Origin of the sequence: Thermococcus kodakarensis KOD1, assembly GCF_000009965.1 — an archaeon.
Classification (GTDB): Archaea; Methanobacteriota_B; Thermococci; order Thermococcales; family Thermococcaceae; genus Thermococcus; species Thermococcus kodakarensis.
Window position 1 is genome coordinate 77,533 of sequence record NC_006624.1, and the last position, 18,632, is coordinate 96,164.

Below are 18,632 nucleotides of genomic sequence, written 5' to 3' on the forward strand. Positions count from 1 at the left end.
TGTAATTAACTTATCATTTGCATATTTCAGCCACAAGGGTTGTATGGCGATGAGGTTCCTACCCAAAATGTTCGCATTTGCTTATAACTCCCAACTAAGAGATTTTCTCGAATTTGCTTATTAACTTCTTTGCTTTTTTGATATAGGGAAAATCCCCCGGGGGAATCCCCATGAGAAAACTGGAGGTCGGTCTAAAAAAGACGGTGGGTCTATTTTTGCTTTTTGTGTTAGTAGTGATGCCAGCAACAGCTAGCCACGTCCAGAGCGCAACAATAACAATCCAGGACACACCAGAAGGTGAAGGGCTGGTTTTAGTGCCCAACACAACCACAGAGGTAACGTTTTCTATAGTTAGCAGTTCGGGAGATCCCTTCACATCTGCAACCTTTCCAACTGCCGACGTGATAAGCGTTACAGCCGAGTTCGTGGATGACTACGGGAATGCCCTTGACATTGATAACGACGGAACCGCTGACATATGGAACTGCACAGAAGACCCAAACGTACCAGGCCTTTGGAAGGCAAACATAACTCTCGGAGCTAATGCTGAACCCGGTGTTTATTCTCTGAAAATCAAAGCCATCGCAAAGAACAGCACTACCAATGAGATTATTGACCAAGGGGAGTTGTCCATCGAGACCCTGATACTCGGAGGCCAATACGCCATCCAGTTCTTCAACGTAAAAGACGACGATCACTTTGAGCTAGATCCCCTCGATATCAGGATTGGAGCCTTAAGCGACCTCGGAAGCATCGTCAGCATTGGAAACTTAACCAATACACTCGCACTGAGAGACAACAATACTGATGGAGTTTGGGGTCAAAGGATCGACCTGAACAACGACGGAAACCTCGACGGGTGGCTAACCTTCATCAAAAACGAAGACAGCTATGATATGATAATATTCACGAACAACCAGAGCCTGATTGACTCTCTAATGCCAGAAGAATCCTTCAGAATCCGTGGAGATGAGATAACTTTCACAAACAGACTCCTCCGCGATACTCGGGATTATCACCACTTCAACTATTATACTCAAATCCTATGGGATAACAGCTTTTTGGCCAACTTAGGCCTGAAAGCAACTGATTACTACATTATCCCCTACAAAGGAGCGGAAAACTGGAAGATTACACAGTTCTCCAATGGCCGAATACTTTCAGCAGTTATGAGGGTGAAGATCGTCAAGAGAACCACGTTTCTAGGAATCTTCACAAGTGAAGAGGTTCCTCTTGATGGCAACATTTGGACAGTGAGCACAAAGAACGTAGACAGGCTAAGCCTGTCGCCAAAGGTGGTGAGATGGAGCTGGTACCCATCAAGAGGATATGGTATCATCTGGACTGCTGCAGTTGACATAACTGCGCCAAAGGGGTACAGCATAAAACAGAGGCAGGACTACAACGTCGAGTTCAGAGGGGACAACCCGCTCGACGGCCTGAACCCAATTAGTAGCTTCTTCAGTAAGGATTCAGTTGACTGGTACGGACTTCTCGGAGGGGATGAAGAATGACGCCGGAGGCTGCAGAGTTAGTGGACAAATCACTAAGTCTAAGCCCGTTTAGCAACTTTACAGTATTTACCCAAGACGCTTCGGCCCTTTTGCTTCTTATTAGCCTAGCAGTACTGATAGGCACAGTAATATATCTCTGGAAGAACGGACTGCTCTACGAGTACATCATATACTACCTACTCCCCGGACAGTATTCTTGTTAGGGTTAACCGCGGCAGTTCTGCCTTTCGTGATACTTTGTGCTCTCCTCGGAGCTGTGGGGTTCATAATAGGGATTCCAGTAGGGCTTGCACTAGACCTGATCCCACCACTCTGGTACAAGGCAAGGCTCACAAGCTTGCCAATGGCTCTACTCTGGATCATTGCAGTAGCCCTTACGAGCCTGATCTCTCTCGGCATATTTGTTGACGCTTGGTTCTTCACAAACGTTGCAGGGGGAGATCTTTGGTGAGTGACGTCTCGATGGGGGGCCGAGGCTCATCTCTTCCTTCGTTTTCCATTTTTTGATAGGACTTGTTTTGAAATAGGGGGGAATAGTAAAAGTCGTGGCGGGTTGAAAACCCCTTCCTTTTTGATTTATAAACTCGTTGAGAATATGACCGCAAGTGCGCCCGGGAAGGTGCAAAATTTCGCAACCTTTTTTAGATGAACACCTCTAGCAGGATACCAGAGTATATACATAATATATGAGTAGGAGTTGAGGCCAATGCCAGACCAGGACACCAGCAAAGCCAGAGTCGCCGAGCCGCTAGCGAAATTTCATGCCAGGTTGGACAGGGACGGGAGGGTCACTATTCCACGTCACGTTAGGACAGTATTTCACATCAACAAAGATGATTATATCAAAGCAACCATCCGGCGCGTTTATGTTGATCTCGGGTTAAAAACTATCTTCATCCTCGGGGAAGATACAGGGGTCATTATGAGGGTGGGGCGTGGAGGGATGGTAACGATCCCTCAGAAAGTCCGTGAGGAGCTCCAACTTGATCCTGGTGATTTAGTTGAAGTCATTATTGAAAATGTATTCAAACTGAAAACTGGATATGAACGAGAGTTCAGGTACGTGAGAGAAACCAAAAAGTGATCACTTCTTCACAATGATGTATAAGTAAGCGCTGTTCTGTACCCAAAAACCTTATATATTGTTGGTGCTTACAAATTAACGGTAAAAATTACCGTTTCGGTAAAATATACCGCAAGGTGGTCGGAATGGGGCGTGAAGATTGGGAATACCTGCCGGTGAAAAAAGCCACGAGAACAACTGTCGAGAAACTTAGAGCCCTACTGATTCTCCAGAGGGGTGAGAAACTCACCTATGACGACACAATCCGCTACCTGCTCCAGTTTCTGCCTTCTGAGATCAAGGCGCAAATAGAGGGATGAAGCATGAGTGAGGACATCAATTTTGACTTCGCGTGGAAGTTCCTCATTGGACTAATCCAAAACGGCAAGACAGAGATGAAAGTATCGACCCTACCCAACTCGCTTCAGAAAGTAGCCAAGTCCATCGGGTATGAGGATGATGACACAGTCCCACTTCTCACACTCAAGGAGTACCTTGAAAAGACTTGGGGACATATATCCCCAAATCCTCAAGTCCCCAAGAGTCCCCAAGAAGGTTGGGGACAATTAGAACCAGAGTCCCCAAGTCCCCAAGAAGATTCACCAGTTGATGAAAGTCTTGGGGACTCTGACGAGAGTATAATTTCAGAAATAACTCCATATCTTGAAGCAATACAAAGAGTTGTCACTGATGCTGATAGAACAGAGAAACGTCTGGCAATCTATCTCCTCTTGAAGAACGGGGAGATGTATGATCCTGATCTCCGCAAGGAACTTGCTCCATTGGGTCAGTATTTCTCCAAGAACAAGGAACCGTACAAGGTCAAAACGATCAAGAATGTAATCTCCTTCGTCCGTAACTCTCCGCACGTCTGGTCGAGCAAGGACCCGACGACGGGTATGTTTGTTTACCGCCTGAAGGACGAGACTGTTAAAGCCATCCTTCAAGAGCTTCAGATGGTTCTCCAGGAGCGTGAGGTTCTCCAGAAACAGGAGGAACTTAAGCAGGCGGATGAGGAGAAGCTGGTCAGGGCTTTCTTTGACTTCTTCATGAACTACGTGGAGGACGGCAAGCACGTGTTCCTCGACCAGCTCAGGAATCTCCTGGTCCTCGGAGAGGACAGGGGTCTGAGGGTGGACTGGCATGTCCTCGACGCGGTGAACCCGAGCCTCGCTGAGCGGCTCATCAACGAGCCCGATGTTGTCATCTCGGCCGCAGAGAAGGCCGTCCTGGAGGTCCTGAATGAGCCTGAGTTCATGCTCTATGAGGAGCGCCCGAGGATCCACGTCCGCTTTGTGAACCTGCCGAAGACGATCAGTCCTCGTGCCGTGAGGAGTGAGCACATCGGCAGGCTTGTCCAGGCCAGGGGCGTCGTCTCAGCAATCGCTGAGGGGGAGAAGAGCAATGGCGTGAAGGGCTTCATCGAGAAGGCTGTTTTTGTGTGTCCTAAGTGTGGGTATGAGGTTTCTCTCCTCCAAAAGCCGTATGAGAATTTTGTTGTCCCAAAGGAGTGCCCGGCGTGTGGGGCGAGGCTGAGTGCTGACAACTTGAGCGTTGAGAAGAGTACTGTTATAGACATGAGAGAGATTTTTGTCCAAGACCCCTCTGATGCCCTCCACGCGGCAGGGACTGCCTCTTATGTGAGAGTGATTCTCCTCGACGACAACGCGAGGATGGACGTGAACCCTGGCGACGAGGTCCTCATCACTGGTGTGGTCAGGGGCATCATGAGGAAGAAGAACGGGAAGCCTGCTCTTGGGTGGGTGCTTGAGGCCAACTCTCTCACGAAGTTGACGAAGGACATCGAGGACCTTGAGATAACCCCTGAGGACGTTCAGAAGTTTCAGGATATGGTGAAGGATCCGGAGTTTGACTCGAAACTCATCCGCTCCCTCGCGCCGGCTATCACTGGCAGGGAGGTTGAGAAAAAGGCCGTCCTGCTGGCGCTCTTTAGCGGGGAGGACTATGACATCACCGGAACTCATGTGAGGAAGCGCTCTCACGTTCTCCTCTTTGGAGATGCAAGTACTGGAAAGTCGGAGATCATCAGGCACGCGGCTCAGATCGCTCCTGGTGGGGTCCACTCCACAGGAACCCATAGCTCTGGAGTTGGCCTAACCGCTGCTATTGATTCGATGGATGGAGTGAGGGTTCTCAGGGCTGGCGTCCTCGTACTGGCCGACCGCGGCGTTGCGGCCCTGGATGAGCTGGACAAGATGAGGGAGGAGGACTATGATAAGATGCTCGATGCTCTTGAGCAGGGCTGGTTCCCGTACAATAAGGCCGGCTTCAATACGAGGCTTATGGCGAGGGCTGTTGTGATAGCGGCGGCCAACCCGCCGGGGGGAGAGTTTGACAGGCACAATTATAAGCCGTTTGATGAGCTTAAGCGCCTGTTTGACCAGCCGTTTTACAGCCGTTTCGATTTAATCATCCCGACGTTTAGGAATACTGAGGATTCTGTTTTGGAGGAGATTGCTGATGCAGTTTTGGATAAGCATGAGGGGAAGATTGAACCGCCTTATGATTCTGAGCTTCTCACCAAATTCATTGCTTATGCTCGCCGTGAGATCCCGCGTGTAGTCCTTCCTCAGGCCTTGAGAGGAGTCATGAAGAAGTATATGGTTGACCTTGCAAAGGCGATAGGTTCTGCCGCGCCGAGGGCTATGGAGGCCATTATCAGGCTCACCGAGGCCCACGCGAGGATGCACCTTAGAAAGGAGGCCACTCTTGCTGATTTTCTCGCGGCTAAGGAGCTGTTTGATGAGATGATTACGCGCCTCGCCGGTTCATCTGACGAGGAAGAAAAGGAGGAGGTGATGAAGGGGCTGGCGGGTGTCATCTGGACCGAGGAGAAGAAGAGGAAGGTGGACAAGCTCTGGAGCATTCTGAAGTACTATGAGGCCCTGGACGAGCGCGGTGAGGGTGTCCACATCAACGACATAATCGAGGAGGCGGAGCAGCAGGGGATTGAGCGGAGCGAGGTTTTGGTTCTTCTGGAGGATATGGAGCGGGCGAATATGGTTGAGCAGTCTAAGCCCGGCTTTTACCGCTTGAGAAGGAGGTGATCGGAGATGGTGAGGGTGTTGGTGTATCCGGGCGACACCTTGGCGGCCATGGTCGCCGAGGCCCGGTGGAGGAAGGAGCAGGTCGAGGAAGTGCCGACCCTGCTGGAGTACATCGAGCGCGAGCTCCAGGTAGCTCGCGACACGGCGTTCTCACTCTCCGCTCGCGGTGAGAAGGAGAATGCGGCGTACTGGACAGGGTACGCCGATGCCTTGGAAGACCTGCTGAAGAAGATCGAGCGCAGGGAGGTGAGGGCATGACGAAGATTCTCGTCTTCACTCGTTACCCGCACGAAAAGGTGTGGGTGTACTCTGGCGACTGCTTCGACGCTTCAGAGGTCGACAAAGTCTGCGAGATTCTCAGGAATGTCGTCAAGGAGGGCAAGCTCCACGTCAAGATTGAGACTTGGCCTGACAAGGAGGTTCGGGATCTCTGCAGGAGGGGTCGCTCATGACCTCTGACCGCCTCATGGACATCATCTTGGCAACCCTCGCCGGCGGCGTGGCGGGCGAGCTGGCCCTGGTGTTCATTGCACTCCTGATGAAGGTGGTGGGAGCATGAGGTGGAAGGTGTATTTCAAGTACGATGCAGGGGACTACATCGCAAAGGGCTGGTTTGCCCCTCGTGCAGATACGGCAGAAGAAGCTGTTGAGAGGGTCAAGAGGAAGCTGAGAGAAGAGTTCGGGATTGAGAAGCCGCAGATAACAAAAGTACGCCCGGTGGGGGACCGCTCATGAACTCCCGCGAGGTTTGGGTCAAGCTCGGCGAGGGGGGCCTGCACGCCCACAAGACGAACGTCTACGCGGTCGTGAGAAAGCTGAAGCGCGGCGGGTACTCGTTCAGGATTGTCGAGCGTGGCTTCAACGGCTACACGGTGTCAACGAAGACGGAGCGCTATGAGAGCTTGGAGGCCCTCTTCGCGGAGGTCTCGCCTCGCGACCTCTACCGCGCCCTCCAGAACCACCCTGAGCCAGACGCCAAGGAGGTTTGGGCCGAGGAGCTCGAACTGCTGAAGAAGCTCCTCGAAAAGCCGGCTGAGAAGAAAACCATCACGCCAACACGCCAGGCGACCCTCGCGGAGGTGCTGTCATGAGCACTTCCTTCCAGACTGCCCTTGAACTATACTCTGAAAGGGAGCAGCAGGAGAGGCGGCGGATCCTTGCGGCGGCGCAGGGGCTGAAGAAGCGCGCTGAGGCGTTCAAGCGGACGTACAGGAAGGACATCATGCAGGAGATCATGGAGGTCCTCCTCGGGGGTGGCGAGTGATGGTCGCGGCTCGGGCTCAGATGATCCGCCAGGCGGCGAAATACGGCCGTCACGTCTACAGACCCTTCTTTGACTACATGCAGCGGGAAATCCGGAGCGCAGAGAACAGGTACATATTCAGCACTCTCGTTGAAGACGCCTTCCCTGGCAAGTTCTCCCTCTACGACCTGGATGAGCTTGTCTTCAGGAAAAACTCGAATGAGCCGCTCGCGGCCTTCGAGCTGAAGTTCATCAGCTGGAGGGTCATCAAGGACGCGTGGGCGCAGGGTGAGTTGGAGATCAACGGCTGGCAGTTCCAGCGGCTCAGGCGGCTTTCAGAACTCCTCGCGGTCCCGCTGTACTATTTCATTCAGATCGGCAACGAGGAGCAGTTTGTGATGTTCAACGTGCAGCAGGTCGAGCCTTCTTTCGAGTACCGGCGCGGCGGCTCGGCGCGGGATTACTACGCTGTCATCAGCCTCGATGATGTGATCGTCAGCAGGAGCTTTGAGGAGTTTGTGGATGACCTCGGCCTTCTCCTTGGTGTGAACTTGGCAAAGCCGGCTCAGATTCCAGCCTATGCCGTCGGAGGGAGGTGACGGGGCGATGAGCGTGGATTTGTCGTTTGTCAATGGATTCATAGTTGGTGCGGGCGCAACGTTCTTTGTCCTCTTAGTACTAGCCCATATATATGGTGGTAAGATCGACATAAAGCGAACAGGGGTCGCGAACCTGTACTTTGGTCTCGCCGCAAGGAAGGCAGTCAGAATTGAAGTGGATCAGGACAAGGCGAAGATCCTCGTCATTAATGAGGATGTAGCATGCTCTATTGATTTTGACCCCTCGGAGTTCAAGGCCTTCAAAAAGGCCCTTCTCAAGCTAGGGCCTGAGGTTGAGGAGCGTGATGTCAGTGAGTCTTAACTTTCATACGAAAGTTAAGCCATTTATCGCACTTATTTTTAACATTCAAGGCGAAATAAAGACGAAAGTTAAGAAATGAGGTGAGAAACGTGGTGAAACCCTTCGCATGGGACAAAGGCCTCGACTATGAGAAAACCTATCGACAGATCCTCAACCACTATCGCCAAGCCACCCGTGACACATCCAAAGCCTACGACATCATACTCCTGACTCAACTCCGCAACGGCTCCAGGCTCACCGAGGCCATCAACTTCCTCAAAAAGCTCATTGAAGAAAAGCCCTTCAAGCGCCAGAAGTACATCAAAGTCGAAAAGCGGAAAGACGGCTATGAAAGGCTCATGGTTCTTCCAGAGGAAATTGATAAGAAAGAGCTGATGAGGGTCTCCTACGTCATCAAAGAGGCCAACAAGTGGAAGGTCTCAACCTATTGTAAAAGGACCTACGGGTTCAACACCCACGCCTTGAGGTATGCACTAATATCATATCTATCTCAGAAAGGCGTTGCTCCACAGCTTATAGCAAAGATTACCGGCCACAAGACGCTCGACTACATTCTATACTACACCCAACAGCAGAAGGCAGAAGAGCTTCTCAAGGACCTGAGGTGATGCCGCATGCATATATATCATAATACTCTATATGACCTCGGTGATAAAGAGTGGGACAAATGGGCAAAGTGGCCACTCCTGAACGCGGCTCTCACACAGCCCAAAAGCCAGAAAAGAAGCGAAAGACAAGGCTCCACATCACGCTTGATGAAGATGTCGGCGAAGTTCTTGACAGGCTGTACATCAGAAAGTCTCAGTTCATCAACGACCTGCTCAGAATCATTCTTTTTGGGGAGGGGGACGTTATGAGCTTTTTAGAATCGTTGTGGTGGGCCCGCGGGGATTCGAACCCCGGACCTCCGCCGTGTGAGGGCGGCGTCATAACCAGTCTAGACCACGGGCCCGCCCGAAGTAGTGAAAGGGTGGGAAAATATAAAGCTTTCGCTAAACTTCTTCGAGTATCTTCTCGGGTGCTCCAGCGAACTCCACCAGGTATTCTGCCTCAACTATGTGAAGCCTGCCTGGGACGATAAGGACGTGGGGCTGTCTTCCGAAGTCCTCGTTTATGAGCTCCCTGACGTAGCCGGCCCTCAGAGTCGGCTCAAGCGAACCAGCCCTCGCTAAGACGACAACGAGAGTCTCAGGGGTGAACACTCCTTCACCTTTCATTTCCTCGACTTTGAGAAGTATCTCCATCGCTTCATTGGCCGTCATGTAGCGGTTCTGGTCTGCCTTGATGTCGAGGAACAGAAGCGTGTGGAGACCCCTTTCTTTGTTATCCCTTATCACGTCGTAGTGGCTCGTCGGGAACCAGTTCTTCTCGGGATAGGCAACGGTAGCGCTCTTCCCGAACTTGTATATCTGAAGACCGGTGATTGCCACCGCGGAGTAAATGCTTGGAGCGTGGATAACGTAGCTCTTAACTCCAGCTTTCTTTGCCCTTATCCTGAGGTCTGAGTGAGTAGTTGCCACCATCGGGTCTCCGGCGGTTAAAAACGCAACGTCTTTGTCCTTAGCCTCGGGAAGAACTATTCTCTCGAAGTTCAGCTCAACATCCTCCCTGCTGAGTCGAACTATCGGCTTGCCGATGAGCTCCTCAATTTTCTCAAGGGTGGTACCTGCTAAAAGGGAAGTGTAGAACTCAGCGAAGACTTTATCACACCTTCTCGCCGTTTCCAGTCCCTTGAGTGTGATGTCCTTTTCATCGTAAAGCCCAAGCCCAATGAAGTACAGCACCATTTCTATCACCACATCAAAGGTGTTCCTAAAACTTTTAAGTTTTGGGAAAACTACTTAAAGGTTTTTGGTGAACCTAAAACCAGGTGGTTGACGTGGAAGTAACGAAGAGGGAGGAAGAGTACCTTGAAACTATGTATATTCTCCACAAGAACAAAGGAGTCATCCGCGTCAAGGACATAGCGAAGGCCCTGAACGTCAGGCCCCCGAGCGTTGTTGATGCCCTTAAAAAACTCGCTGAAAAGGGTCTCATTGAATACGAAAAGTACGACAGAATACTCCTGACCGAAAAGGGAAGGGAAATTGCCGAAAACACGTATTCCAAGCACGTATTCCTTACGAAGTTCTTCACGGACATACTCGGCATACCACCGGAGATCGCAGAGCAGGACGCGTGCCAGTTCGAGCACTACGTAAGCGAAATAACCGTTAAACGGATGAGGGAATTTGCGGAATTCATCCAGGAGCAGTGTCCCTACGTCCTGAAGCAGTTCCTGAAGGAGAAACTCGAAGAAGCCGAGCCTGAAGAAGGGGCTTAGTGGTTCAACTGATTTTGGTTTTCTCATCCACTATTCTTTTAACCCCTTTATTCCAATCCCGATACGCGATGATGAGTGAATCCAATGCTGATGAGATGATGAGCCCCAAACCTGAGCAAGAGGTGATTGAACTGGAGAAGCTGTCCCAAAAGATAGACGGCATCAGCAGGCAACTTCAGGCCATTAAAGAGGCCGAGGAAAAGAAAAACGAACCGGACACCCTCGGGTGGGACGACATCACTCAGGAAATCATCGGGGCTGTGACCTTTGCACTCCCATTCCTTTTCACAGGCGAGCTCTGGGACGTTGCCAAGGCGATTTCCCTTGAAAGAGCCGTTGTGATATTTCTGCTCACCCTGGGCATCGCGTACCTGTTCCTCGTGAAGTCCCGGCTCGGGAATATGAAGAGGGAGGAGCTGTTCCACCTGCCAAAGAGGCTCATAAGCGTGTCCGTTATCTCGTACACTATTTCGGCGCTTCTCATCTACCTTTACGACATAAACGGTGTCGCTCACTTCACACCCGTCCAGTACCTGAACGCGACGGTCATAGTGAGCGCGTTCGCGGTTATCGGTGCAATAGCTGTTGACATGGTGAAGTGAATGAGGGTTGTTACTGGAAACAAATGGGAGCAGTTTGGAGATGCGGTTCTATTTCCCGAGTATGGAAAGAACAGGGAAGACCTCTTGAAGTTCGTTGATTCCCTTTCGGGCGAAGAGACGCTGGTAACATCGAGCCTTGAGGTTATCGACCTTCTCGCTGAACGCTTCAGGAAAAGCGAGGAGAACATCCTCGTTTACTCGGACACTATGAAAAGCCTGACTCTCAAGGAGGTCTATGAACTCAGGAAGTACCTTGACTTTGATGTCCGCGGTGGTTTTTCTGGAGAAGATGCTCCGGTCTCGGTTCTCTTTGTTGAAGGGAAGACGGACTCCAAGTTCTTCAAGGCAGTCATGAAGAAGCTCTTCGACTTCAGAGAATCCAGAACCGCGCCAAGGAACCTGAAGTTCATTGAGAAGGTCTTTGAGCGCGACAACTTTGACCTCCTCCATAAGGACGGAAAGTACGTTGCCGTAATCCCGAGCGAGGGAAACTCCGGTGTCATAAGGAACCTGGGCAACTTCCTCAAAGCCATGGACGTCTTTGGCTTCGGCGTTGAGAGAATAGGGGTTGCCATTGACGTCGATGAGGACAGGGAAGCGGCCATGGCGTCAATAACTGGCAAACTGGCATCCTTTAGTCCAAGGAAAGCCGGGGATTTTTACTTGGTCTGGAACACGTTCATCGTGCCGCTCATTATAGGTCTCCCCTTTGAGGACGAGCTTATTGACTGGAAGAAGCCGACGGTTGAGGATTTGATGCTCCACCTCATAAGCGCGGAGGGCCTTCTTGAGAAGCTCCGGCCTGCCCTTGGGGCTTTCGAGGAGAGCCTTGGGAGGAAACTCAAGCCAAAGGAGGTCATGTATCTGGCTCTCTCCGCCTACGGGCACTGGGGCAACCTCGAGGGGTTCTACGAGCTCTTCGTGATGCGCTCCCGCCACAGGCACATCAAGGACGTGCTCAGGAAGGCAGGTCTCATGGAGGGCCTGCGCTTCCTCGCCTTTGCCGAGCGCTGAGTTTTTAACTCCCTTTCCCATCTCCAGGTGGTGATGTCCATGAAGCTGGTCTCATTTGACGTCTGGAACACACTTCTCGATATGAACGGGATGCTCGACGCTTTCTCAGCAGAGCTCTCAAACATCATGGGCACCTGCATCGTCGACGTTGTGGAGGCCATAATGCTGACGAGGGCGAGGATAAAGGGAATGAGGGCCAGGGGCGAAGGCGATCCGAAAAGGGCGCTTGAGGAGAGCCAGGAAATGCTCGCGGAAATCCTTGGCGTGGACATCGAGGTTATAAGGAGGGCCGCGGCGAGGGCCACCCTAAATGTCGGTGACCTCGTCCTACCCGGGGCGGAGGATGCCCTCAAGGACGCCAAGAGGCGCGGTCTGAAGGTTACTGTAACTGGCAACGTCATGTTCTGGCCGGGTTCCTATACGAGACTGCTCCTCGAGAGGGTTGGCCTTATGAGGTACATAGACCGGACGTTCTTCGCGGATGAGGTTGGGGCCTTCAAGCCGCTTCCGGAGATGTTTAGAAAGCCTCTGGAGGTCTTCGGTGTTGAGCCGGAGGAGGCCCTTCACGTCGGCGACACCTATGCGGAGGACTTTGAAGGAGCCCTGAGGGTTGGCATGTGGGGGGCGTGGATAAACCCCGAGGCTGAAGGCGTCAGGAGAATCTCCGAGAGGGGCTTTGAGATACCCTCAATCGGTGAGCTGCCCGAAGTCCTTGATATGCTAACTGGGGATATGGGAAAAGCTTATAAATCGACTGGGCAACGCTCACCAGAGGTTTAAAAACCCACCTTTCTTGGAGGTGTTCGCAGTGGAGATGAAGTTCGAGGTACCCGTATGCACCTCATGCGGAAAGGAGATAACCCCAAGGGAGCACGCCACTCACTTCGTTTGCCCGAACTGCGGTGAGGCGATCATATGGCGCTGCGAAAGCTGCAGGGTGCTCAGCGTGCCCTACAAGTGCCCCAAGTGCGGATGGGAGGGGCCGTGAGTTAGGAGGTGAATGATATGAGCGACTACAACCTTGTTGGCGTTATAAAGGTCATGCCGACCGACCCGGATGTCAACCTCGACGAGCTCGAGGAGAAGCTTAAGGCAGTCATCCCCGAGAAGTACGGCCTTGCAAAGGTCGAGAGGGAGCCGATAGCCTTCGGTCTCGTTGCTCTCAAGTTCTACGTCCTCGGAAGGGACGAGGAAGGCTACTCCTTCGACGAGGTTGCAGATATCTTCAGACAGGTCGAGAACGTCGAGAGCGCTGAGGTCGAGACCGTTTCGAGGATCTGAGGGCTCCGCCCTCTTTTACTGATTATCTGCACGGAAAGCCCCTGCACTTTCTCTCGCCAGTTAATTCGTAGCTCTTCCCGTCGAGGCTGTCCATTATCAGCTTTTTTCCGTCTTCCTCGTACACCCAGAAGACCTTGTAGGCGAGCTCTTCCCTTATTACCTCAATCCTTGGCAGCCACCACGAGACCACCCTTGAGTTTCCCCAAGTTATTGCGCTCTCGAAGGCCTTCATCCTCGCTTCTTCTTCCGTAACGAGGGGCTCCATAACGTTTTTCTCGTCAACTTCCCATTCCTCGAGGTCTATAAAGTCGTCTCCCCTCTCCGCACCGAGGCGGTAGAGGTCTATGTAAGCATAGTAGTCAAAGACCCTGTCCTTCATGCCCAGCCTCTTGTAGAAGAGCCTGAGGTGGTATATCCTGTAGGGATATAGAACAAAGCTTTCAGCGACCTCTGGTTTAAAGATTGGCCTCATGACCTTAACCTTGATCCCGCCCATATTCTAACACCTTTCTGCAATTCTTGATATTCTCTTACACCAAACGTTTCAAACGATAGGTTTATAATTTTTTAGCCATATATGTACAATGCTGGCTTCCAACCAGCATATACATTCAGGGGTGATAAATATGGGACTTGGCGCCGAAGGCTGGGCATTGCTTCTGGTTCCAACGATTTTGGGTTTTTTGGTAATGGTTCTGTACGGCTACTGGGACAAGATAACGGGGAAGGAGTACTACGTAGATGCCGACATTCTGGCCTACGACGAGGATCTCATTGAAGAGCTAAAGAAGGAGGGTAAGGCATGAACGCGGGTGTGCTCTTTGGATTTCTGATATACCTTGCCCTCCTAGCTTACATAGGCTGGTGGGCCAACAGGTACACCAAGACCGAAGACCAGTACTTCGTCGGCGGCAGGAAGGTTCACGTTTTAGCAGCTACACTCTCGGACAAGGCCAGTGACTTCTCCGGCTGGTTGATGCTGGGTTATCCTGGAAGCGCATTCAAGGCTGGCCTTGGAGCATTCTGGGCTGGGATAGGCTGTCTCTTCGGTACGCTGGCTGATTACGTCCTCATTGGTCCGAGGCTCAGGATCTACGCAGGTAAATTTAGGGCAATAACCGTCCCGGACTATCTGGAGGCCAGGCTTAAGGACGACACCAAGCTCATCAGGATCCTCAGCGCTTTGATCATTATCATCTTCATGACCGCCTACGTAGCTGCGCAGTTCGCGGCCGGCGGAAAGACCTTTGCGGAGGGCTTTGACGTAAGCGTGAACACTGGAATCATAATAACCGTTATCATCCTGACTGCATACGTTATCACAGGTGGCTTCTTTGCCGTGGTATGGACTGACGTTGTCCAGGCCCTCTTCATGCTGCTGACCCTCGTTATCGTTCCGTTCCTGGCCCTGGCCAAGATAGGAGGCCTCGACAAGGCGACGGAGATAATAGCCTCCGCAGACCCCAACAAGCTCCACCCCTTCGGCGGCGCAACCGGCTGGGCGGCAATAATCTTTGCCATAGGCTACGCCTCCTGGATAGTCGGCTACCTCGGCCAGCCTCACATAGTCACCCGCTACATGAGCGTTGAGGACCCGAGAAAGCTCAGGAGGCCGGGTATCTTCATCAGCGGCATCTGGACTACAATAGTCCTCTGGGGAGCGTTCTTCGCGGGATTCCTCGGCTTCGCCCTCTACCAGGCGGGCATGCTTAACGTCAGCGATCCCGAGCGTGTAGTTCCCGCCATGGCAGTTGAGCTTATGCCGAGCTGGATAGCTGGCTTCGTCATAGCGGGCATAATTTCCGCCGTTATGAGCACCGCCGATTCTCAGCTCCTCGTCGCTTCCTCGGCAATAGCGAGGGACTTCTACCACAAGGTTCTCGGCAAGGAACTCGGCAAGAAGCAGATGGTCAACATCTCCAGGGTTGTAGTTGCCGTCGTTGCACTGGTCGGCCTCTGGTTCGCTATTACAGGACCAAAGGTTATCTACCAGATGGTTGCAACGGCATGGGGTGGCCTTGCCGTCGGCTTTGGCCCGATACTCACACTGAGCCTCTGGTGGAAGCGCGTCACCAAGGAGGGCGGAATCGTTGGAATGGCCTACGGTCTGGTCAGCGAGGTCATATTCGAGGCCAAGATATACGGCTGGGCCTTCAACCCTGACGCTCCGGGCTTCTTTGGCACTCTCGGAAGCTGGTTCAACGGCGTTCCAGTGTTCTTCATCAACTTCTTCATAACGCTGTTCGTTATCATAATCGTCAGCCTCCTCACAAAGCCGCCAGGAGACATCGTTAAGCTTCACGAAGAGCTCTTCAGGAAAGTTCCCGTTGAGGGCGGCAAGAGGACAGTTATGGAAACAAGGGCCAAGAGCCAGGTCGAGAATGTCGCCGACTTCCTGATCGAGAAGGGTCTCGCCTGATCTCTCTTCTTTTTAACCTTCAGTTTAGAACCTTAGGGTTTATAAGCATCGGTGTTCATCTTTATTCGCATGTACAAAAGCGGGGTGGAAGCATGAGACCGCTTGACCTAACAGAGAAAGACCCTTCTAAGAAGATCACGATCTACCTCGACGGGGAGCCCTACGAGGCCTACGAGGGCGAGAAGTTCCCGGTGGCGATGTTAGCGAACGGCGTTTACTGGCTCACGACGAGCAACGAAGGGAGACACCGCGGAGCCTTCACCTTCGGCCCCGTCCCCGTTACGGTAAACGGAGTCAAGAACATCAACGGAAGGAAGCTCAAGCTCAAGGACGGCATGAAGATTGAGAGGCAGAGATACGATGAGTTCCAGGAGCAGGTTGAGATAGACGAAGGGAAGCCCGTTCTCCGCTACGTTGTGGACGTCGCGGTCATCGGTGCTGGTCCTGCAGGCCTCGGTGTCGTGGAGGAAATCGGCGGAAAGCTTACCGTTGCCCTCATCGAGGAGAAGGGCTGGCTCGGCGGAGATATGTGGCTCAAGGGCGTTGAGCAGGAGGGCTTTGGAAACCCGAGGGAAGCGATAGAAAGGCTCACCAACTTCCCTGAGAACGTTAGGGTCTTCCTCAAGACGGCCGCGCTCGGTGTCTATGACAAGGGCGAGTACTTCCTCGTTCCAGCCGTTAGAAACGACCAGCTCATAGAGTTCATGGCGAAGAAAGTGGTTTTAGCTACTGGGGCTGTTGATAATATAATGCTCTTCGAGAACAACGACTGGCCCGGCGTCTTTAGGAGGGCCGATGCACTTGAAGTCATGAACGTCTGGGGCGTCGCTCCCGGAAGGAAGGTCGCCGTCACAGGGGCATTCCCGGAGGAGATTACCGCCGAATTAGAGCGCTGGGGCATTGAATACATAATTGTCCCGAACGTCAAGCGCGTTGAGGGTGAGGACAGAATAGAGCGCGTCATAGACGAGAACGGCAACGTCTATGAAGTTGATGCACTGATAATGGCCGATGGGAGGATTCCGGATATAAACCCGATAACCCAGGCGGGAGGAAAGCTCCGCTTCAAGCGCGGCTACTACATGCCGATTCTCGACGACGAGCACAGGATAAGGGACGGAATCTATGTCGCGGGAAGCGCGGTCAGCATAAAGCCGCACTACGCGAACTACCTCGAAGGAAAGCTCGTTGGGGCCTACATCCTGAGGGAGTTCGGCTACGAGAGCGAGCCGTGCATTTACGAGGAGAGGCTTAAGGAGTACGAGCCGGTGGCAAGGCCGGTTCCGAAGCTCCCGCTCGATAACTTCAACGGCGAGGACGTCCAGATATGCGGCTGTGGCGTCACACTGAAGAAGGTGGACGACGTCGTCAGGAGCGGCATAACAGACCTGCAGATCATCAAGAGGCTCACCCACCTGGCCATGGGCTTCTGCCAGGGCAGGTTCTGCCTATTCAACGGCGCCCTTCTCGTTTCCCAGCGGAGCGGAATGGGCATGGACAGGCTTGACATACCCGTTGCGAGGCCGCCTATAAAGAACGTCAAAATGAAGGTCGTCGCGGGGAGGGATTGAAATGCCGACGAGAGAGCTTCCCGAAAAGAGTGAGATAACGATAATCGGCGGCGGAATCGTTGGCGTCACCATCGCCCACGAGCTTGCCAAGAGGGGCGAGGAAGTCACCGTCATAGAGAAGCGCTTCATAGGTTCAGGCTCTACATTCCGCTGTGGAACCGGGATAAGGCAGCAGTTCAACGATGAGGCAAACGTCCAGGTCATGAAGCGCTCCGTCGAGCTCTGGAAGAAGTACAGCGAGGAATACGGCTTCCCGTTCCAGCAGACGGGCTACCTCTTCCTGCTCTACGATGACGAAGAAGTCGAGACCTTCAAGAGGAACATAGCGATACAGAACAAATTCGGCGTTCCGACGAGGCTCATAACACCCGAAGAGGCCAAGGAGATAGTCCCCCTCCTCGACATAAGCGAGGTCGTTGCCGCTTCCTGGAACCCCACCGACGGAAAGGCCAGCCCGTTCCACTCAACTGCGAAGTTCGCCCTCCATGCTGAAGAGTTCGGCGCGAAGCTCGTCGAGTACACCGAGGTCAAGGACTTCATAATCGAGAACGGTGAGATAAAGGGCCTGAAGACCAGCAGGGGCACGATAAAGACCGGAATAGTGGTCAACGCCACCAACGCCTGGGCCAAGCTCATCAACGCGATGGCAGGTATAAGGACGAAGATACCGATAGAGCCCTACAAGCACCAGGCTGTCATAACCCAGCCCATAAAGAAGGGCTCCGTTAAGCCGATGGTCATCTCGTTCAGGTACGGCCACGCTTACCTCACCCAGACCAGCCACGGCGGAATCATCGGCGGCGTCGGCTACGAAGAAGGCCCGACCTACGACCTCAACCCGACCTACGAGTTCCTCCGCGAGGTGAGCTACTACTTCACCAAGATAATCCCGGCCCTGAGGGAGCTCCTCATCCTGAGGACATGGGCGGGCTACTACGCCAAGACACCCGACAGCAACCCCGCGATAGGCAAAATCGAGGAGCTGAGCGACTACTACATAGCTGCAGGCTTCAGCGGGCACGGATTCATGATGGCCCCTGCTGTGGCGGAGATGGTGGCAGACCTGATCACGAAGGGCAAGACCGACCTGCCTGCCTGGTGGTACGACCCGTACCGCTTCGAGAGGGGCGAGCTTAGAGGTAAGGCCCTGCAGATGGGGTGAAGTTTTATTTTCTCTCTTCTTCACCCTTGAAGAAAGTACACGAACGCTGAAGCTTCTTTTTATTCTTCTTTGAGGACTTCGATGAAGGGTATTCCTTCAGAAAAGCACGCTACTGTCCAGAAAAGTCCCTGTACTCCTGTAGATACTCACGAAGCTCCCCCCATGATGCCCTCTCAGGTCTCACCTTCCCCTTGCTGGAAGCGAGCATCCTTAAGGCCTGAGCGCGTGCAAATATCTCGGCCATTTCTCCAACGAGCTTTTCGTCAATCCCCTCGGGAACCCTCACCCTCAAAGTCACGTCCATCCACATCCCCACAAGACGTTGAACGTTGGGTTTGATAACGTTTTCGTCATATTCATAGCCAAGTAAAGAGAATCCGGCGCCATTTTCCTTTCTCAACCAAAGGTGGAAAACCTTTTTATGAAAAAATCCTCATAAAGGGCTTTTCTT

Annotated in this window: 27 protein-coding genes and 1 tRNA gene; 24 read left to right on the top strand and 4 right to left on the bottom strand. The window is 52.6% G+C overall.

Annotated features, from left to right (window positions below; genetic code table 11):
- The first annotated feature begins 170 nt into the window (after window positions 1–170).
- From TK_RS00455 to TK_RS00510, 14 genes are all read left to right on the top strand, one after another.
- Window positions 171–1,514 (top strand): hypothetical protein, encoded by a 1,344-nt coding sequence (locus TK_RS00455; protein ID WP_011249046.1) that lies wholly within the window; start codon window positions 171–173, stop codon window positions 1,512–1,514.
- Window positions 1,511–1,717, top strand: a complete 207-nt coding sequence (locus tag TK_RS00460; RefSeq protein WP_011249047.1) for a hypothetical protein — start codon at window positions 1,511–1,513, stop codon at window positions 1,715–1,717. Before TK_RS00455 ends, TK_RS00460 begins: the two co-directional genes overlap by 4 nt.
- Window positions 1,718–1,770: 53 nt before the next feature.
- The gene (locus tag TK_RS11960) at window positions 1,771–1,965 is read left to right on the top strand and encodes a hypothetical protein (protein ID WP_158298042.1); all 195 of its coding nucleotides are present in this window, start codon (window positions 1,771–1,773) and stop codon (window positions 1,963–1,965) included.
- Window positions 1,966–2,220: 255 nt separating this feature from the next.
- Window positions 2,221–2,598: an AbrB/MazE/SpoVT family DNA-binding domain-containing protein gene (locus tag TK_RS00470; protein WP_011249049.1), complete on the top strand. Its 378-nt coding sequence runs from the start codon at window positions 2,221–2,223 to the stop codon at window positions 2,596–2,598.
- Between the two features lie 125 nt (window positions 2,599–2,723).
- On the top strand, window positions 2,724–2,897 hold the full coding sequence (locus TK_RS11965; protein WP_011249050.1) for a hypothetical protein: 174 nt from the start codon (window positions 2,724–2,726) through the stop codon (window positions 2,895–2,897).
- A 3-nt stretch (window positions 2,898–2,900) separates the two neighbouring features.
- Window positions 2,901–5,645 carry an ATP-binding protein gene (locus tag TK_RS00475; protein ID WP_011249051.1) on the top strand — a complete coding sequence of 915 codons (2,745 nt, stop codon included), beginning with the start codon at window positions 2,901–2,903 and terminating at the stop codon, window positions 5,643–5,645.
- 6 nt (window positions 5,646–5,651) lie between these two features.
- The gene (locus TK_RS00480) at window positions 5,652–5,903 is read left to right on the top strand and encodes a hypothetical protein (protein ID WP_011249052.1); all 252 of its coding nucleotides are present in this window, start codon (window positions 5,652–5,654) and stop codon (window positions 5,901–5,903) included.
- Window positions 5,900–6,097, top strand: coding sequence for a hypothetical protein (locus TK_RS00485; protein ID WP_011249053.1), 198 nt, complete (start codon window positions 5,900–5,902; stop codon window positions 6,095–6,097). The genes TK_RS00480 and TK_RS00485 overlap by 4 nt, the downstream gene beginning before the upstream one ends.
- Window positions 6,098–6,200: 103 nt before the next feature.
- Window positions 6,201–6,380 carry a hypothetical protein gene (locus TK_RS00490; RefSeq protein ID WP_011249054.1) on the top strand — a complete coding sequence of 60 codons (180 nt, stop codon included), beginning with the start codon at window positions 6,201–6,203 and terminating at the stop codon, window positions 6,378–6,380.
- Window positions 6,377–6,736 carry a hypothetical protein gene (locus TK_RS00495; RefSeq protein ID WP_011249055.1) on the top strand — a complete coding sequence of 120 codons (360 nt, stop codon included), beginning with the start codon at window positions 6,377–6,379 and terminating at the stop codon, window positions 6,734–6,736. The genes TK_RS00490 and TK_RS00495 overlap by 4 nt, the downstream gene beginning before the upstream one ends.
- Window positions 6,733–6,909 carry a hypothetical protein gene (locus TK_RS11970; protein WP_011249056.1) on the top strand — a complete coding sequence of 59 codons (177 nt, stop codon included), beginning with the start codon at window positions 6,733–6,735 and terminating at the stop codon, window positions 6,907–6,909. Before TK_RS00495 ends, TK_RS11970 begins: the two co-directional genes overlap by 4 nt.
- The gene (locus TK_RS00500; RefSeq protein WP_011249057.1) at window positions 6,909–7,487 is read left to right on the top strand and encodes a hypothetical protein; all 579 of its coding nucleotides are present in this window, start codon (window positions 6,909–6,911) and stop codon (window positions 7,485–7,487) included. The genes TK_RS11970 and TK_RS00500 overlap by 1 nt, the downstream gene beginning before the upstream one ends.
- A 7-nt stretch (window positions 7,488–7,494) precedes the next feature.
- The gene (locus TK_RS00505) at window positions 7,495–7,809 is read left to right on the top strand and encodes a hypothetical protein (protein ID WP_011249058.1); all 315 of its coding nucleotides are present in this window, start codon (window positions 7,495–7,497) and stop codon (window positions 7,807–7,809) included.
- Window positions 7,810–7,898: 89 nt separating this feature from the next.
- Window positions 7,899–8,417, top strand: coding sequence for an integrase (locus TK_RS00510; RefSeq protein WP_011249059.1), 519 nt, complete (start codon window positions 7,899–7,901; stop codon window positions 8,415–8,417).
- A 266-nt stretch (window positions 8,418–8,683) separates the two neighbouring features.
- Here the strand turns inward: TK_RS00510 and TK_RS00520 are convergent.
- Both TK_RS00520 and dph5 read right to left on the bottom strand, forming a co-directional pair.
- Window positions 8,684–8,761: transfer RNA gene (locus TK_RS00520), tRNA-Val, on the bottom strand.
- 40 nt (window positions 8,762–8,801) lie between these two features.
- The gene (gene dph5 / locus TK_RS00525) at window positions 8,802–9,596 is read right to left on the bottom strand and encodes a diphthine synthase (RefSeq protein ID WP_011249061.1); all 795 of its coding nucleotides are present in this window, start codon (window positions 9,594–9,596) and stop codon (window positions 8,802–8,804) included.
- Between the two features lie 92 nt (window positions 9,597–9,688).
- On the opposite strand from dph5, the gene TK_RS00530 reads away from it, so the two are divergent.
- The 6 genes from TK_RS00530 to TK_RS00555 all read left to right on the top strand — a co-directional run bounded on the left by TK_RS00530 (window position 9,689) and on the right by TK_RS00555 (window position 13,029).
- Complete coding sequence (locus TK_RS00530) at window positions 9,689–10,132, top strand: metal-dependent transcriptional regulator (RefSeq protein ID WP_011249062.1); 444 nt, start codon at window positions 9,689–9,691, stop codon at window positions 10,130–10,132.
- Window positions 10,133–10,200: 68 nt separating this feature from the next.
- On the top strand, window positions 10,201–10,734 hold the full coding sequence (locus tag TK_RS00535; protein WP_232500585.1) for a DUF2391 family protein: 534 nt from the start codon (window positions 10,201–10,203) through the stop codon (window positions 10,732–10,734).
- Window positions 10,735–11,748 (top strand): DUF3226 domain-containing protein, encoded by a 1,014-nt coding sequence (locus TK_RS00540; protein WP_011249064.1) that lies wholly within the window; start codon window positions 10,735–10,737, stop codon window positions 11,746–11,748.
- Between the two features lie 39 nt (window positions 11,749–11,787).
- Window positions 11,788–12,528, top strand: a complete 741-nt coding sequence (locus tag TK_RS00545; RefSeq protein ID WP_011249065.1) for an HAD family hydrolase — start codon at window positions 11,788–11,790, stop codon at window positions 12,526–12,528.
- Between the two features lie 34 nt (window positions 12,529–12,562).
- Entirely contained in the window at window positions 12,563–12,736 is a 174-nt protein-coding gene (locus tag TK_RS00550; RefSeq protein ID WP_173254068.1) for a zinc finger domain-containing protein, read from the top strand.
- Window positions 12,737–12,753: 17 nt separating this feature from the next.
- Complete coding sequence (locus TK_RS00555; RefSeq protein WP_011249067.1) at window positions 12,754–13,029, top strand: elongation factor 1-beta; 276 nt, start codon at window positions 12,754–12,756, stop codon at window positions 13,027–13,029.
- A 22-nt stretch (window positions 13,030–13,051) separates the two neighbouring features.
- Here the strand turns inward: TK_RS00555 and TK_RS00560 are convergent, their stop codons facing one another.
- The gene (locus tag TK_RS00560; protein WP_011249068.1) at window positions 13,052–13,525 is read right to left on the bottom strand and encodes a hypothetical protein; all 474 of its coding nucleotides are present in this window, start codon (window positions 13,523–13,525) and stop codon (window positions 13,052–13,054) included.
- Window positions 13,526–13,655: 130 nt separating this feature from the next.
- On the opposite strand from TK_RS00560, the gene TK_RS00565 reads away from it, so the two are divergent.
- The 4 genes from TK_RS00565 to TK_RS00580 all read left to right on the top strand — a co-directional run bounded on the left by TK_RS00565 (window position 13,656) and on the right by TK_RS00580 (window position 18,181).
- On the top strand, window positions 13,656–13,835 hold the full coding sequence (locus TK_RS00565; RefSeq protein ID WP_011249069.1) for a hypothetical protein: 180 nt from the start codon (window positions 13,656–13,658) through the stop codon (window positions 13,833–13,835).
- Window positions 13,832–15,448: a sodium/proline symporter gene (locus TK_RS00570; protein WP_011249070.1), complete on the top strand. Its 1,617-nt coding sequence runs from the start codon at window positions 13,832–13,834 to the stop codon at window positions 15,446–15,448. The genes TK_RS00565 and TK_RS00570 overlap by 4 nt, the downstream gene beginning before the upstream one ends.
- A gap of 92 nt (window positions 15,449–15,540) precedes the next feature.
- Window positions 15,541–17,019: an FAD-dependent oxidoreductase gene (locus TK_RS00575; protein ID WP_011249071.1), complete on the top strand. Its 1,479-nt coding sequence runs from the start codon at window positions 15,541–15,543 to the stop codon at window positions 17,017–17,019.
- A gap of 1 nt (window position 17,020) precedes the next feature.
- The gene (locus TK_RS00580) at window positions 17,021–18,181 is read left to right on the top strand and encodes an NAD(P)/FAD-dependent oxidoreductase (RefSeq protein WP_011249072.1); all 1,161 of its coding nucleotides are present in this window, start codon (window positions 17,021–17,023) and stop codon (window positions 18,179–18,181) included.
- A gap of 109 nt (window positions 18,182–18,290) precedes the next feature.
- On the opposite strand, the gene TK_RS00585 is transcribed toward TK_RS00580, so the two are convergent.
- Window positions 18,291–18,491 carry a hypothetical protein gene (locus tag TK_RS00585; protein WP_232500586.1) on the bottom strand — a complete coding sequence of 67 codons (201 nt, stop codon included), beginning with the start codon at window positions 18,489–18,491 and terminating at the stop codon, window positions 18,291–18,293.
- Window positions 18,492–18,632 lie beyond the last annotated feature (141 nt).

Coding starts and splice junctions, on each gene's coding strand:
- TK_RS00540 (WP_011249064.1), top strand. CDS start 10,735: ATGAGGGTTGTTACTGGAAACAAATGGGAGCAGTTTGGAGATGCGGTT.
- TK_RS11965 (WP_011249050.1), top strand. CDS start 2,724: ATGGGGCGTGAAGATTGGGAATACCTGCCGGTGAAAAAAGCCACGAGA.
- TK_RS00550 (WP_173254068.1), top strand. CDS start 12,563: ATGAAGTTCGAGGTACCCGTATGCACCTCATGCGGAAAGGAGATAACC.
- TK_RS00535 (WP_232500585.1), top strand. CDS start 10,201: ATGATGAGTGAATCCAATGCTGATGAGATGATGAGCCCCAAACCTGAG.
- TK_RS00585 (WP_232500586.1), bottom strand. CDS start 18,491: ATGTGGATGGACGTGACTTTGAGGGTGAGGGTTCCCGAGGGGATTGAC.
- TK_RS00560 (WP_011249068.1), bottom strand. CDS start 13,525: ATGGGCGGGATCAAGGTTAAGGTCATGAGGCCAATCTTTAAACCAGAG.
- TK_RS00475 (WP_011249051.1), top strand. CDS start 2,901: ATGAGTGAGGACATCAATTTTGACTTCGCGTGGAAGTTCCTCATTGGA.
- TK_RS00545 (WP_011249065.1), top strand. CDS start 11,788: ATGAAGCTGGTCTCATTTGACGTCTGGAACACACTTCTCGATATGAAC.
- TK_RS00470 (WP_011249049.1), top strand. CDS start 2,221: ATGCCAGACCAGGACACCAGCAAAGCCAGAGTCGCCGAGCCGCTAGCG.
- TK_RS00500 (WP_011249057.1), top strand. CDS start 6,909: ATGGTCGCGGCTCGGGCTCAGATGATCCGCCAGGCGGCGAAATACGGC.
- TK_RS00575 (WP_011249071.1), top strand. CDS start 15,541: ATGAGACCGCTTGACCTAACAGAGAAAGACCCTTCTAAGAAGATCACG.
- TK_RS00565 (WP_011249069.1), top strand. CDS start 13,656: ATGGGACTTGGCGCCGAAGGCTGGGCATTGCTTCTGGTTCCAACGATT.
- TK_RS11970 (WP_011249056.1), top strand. CDS start 6,733: ATGAGCACTTCCTTCCAGACTGCCCTTGAACTATACTCTGAAAGGGAG.
- TK_RS00460 (WP_011249047.1), top strand. CDS start 1,511: ATGACGCCGGAGGCTGCAGAGTTAGTGGACAAATCACTAAGTCTAAGC.
- dph5 (WP_011249061.1), bottom strand. CDS start 9,596: ATGGTGCTGTACTTCATTGGGCTTGGGCTTTACGATGAAAAGGACATC.
- TK_RS00455 (WP_011249046.1), top strand. CDS start 171: ATGAGAAAACTGGAGGTCGGTCTAAAAAAGACGGTGGGTCTATTTTTG.
- TK_RS00505 (WP_011249058.1), top strand. CDS start 7,495: ATGAGCGTGGATTTGTCGTTTGTCAATGGATTCATAGTTGGTGCGGGC.
- TK_RS00490 (WP_011249054.1), top strand. CDS start 6,201: ATGAGGTGGAAGGTGTATTTCAAGTACGATGCAGGGGACTACATCGCA.
- TK_RS00570 (WP_011249070.1), top strand. CDS start 13,832: ATGAACGCGGGTGTGCTCTTTGGATTTCTGATATACCTTGCCCTCCTA.
- TK_RS00495 (WP_011249055.1), top strand. CDS start 6,377: ATGAACTCCCGCGAGGTTTGGGTCAAGCTCGGCGAGGGGGGCCTGCAC.
- TK_RS00580 (WP_011249072.1), top strand. CDS start 17,021: ATGCCGACGAGAGAGCTTCCCGAAAAGAGTGAGATAACGATAATCGGC.
- TK_RS00555 (WP_011249067.1), top strand. CDS start 12,754: ATGAGCGACTACAACCTTGTTGGCGTTATAAAGGTCATGCCGACCGAC.
- TK_RS00485 (WP_011249053.1), top strand. CDS start 5,900: ATGACGAAGATTCTCGTCTTCACTCGTTACCCGCACGAAAAGGTGTGG.
- TK_RS00480 (WP_011249052.1), top strand. CDS start 5,652: ATGGTGAGGGTGTTGGTGTATCCGGGCGACACCTTGGCGGCCATGGTC.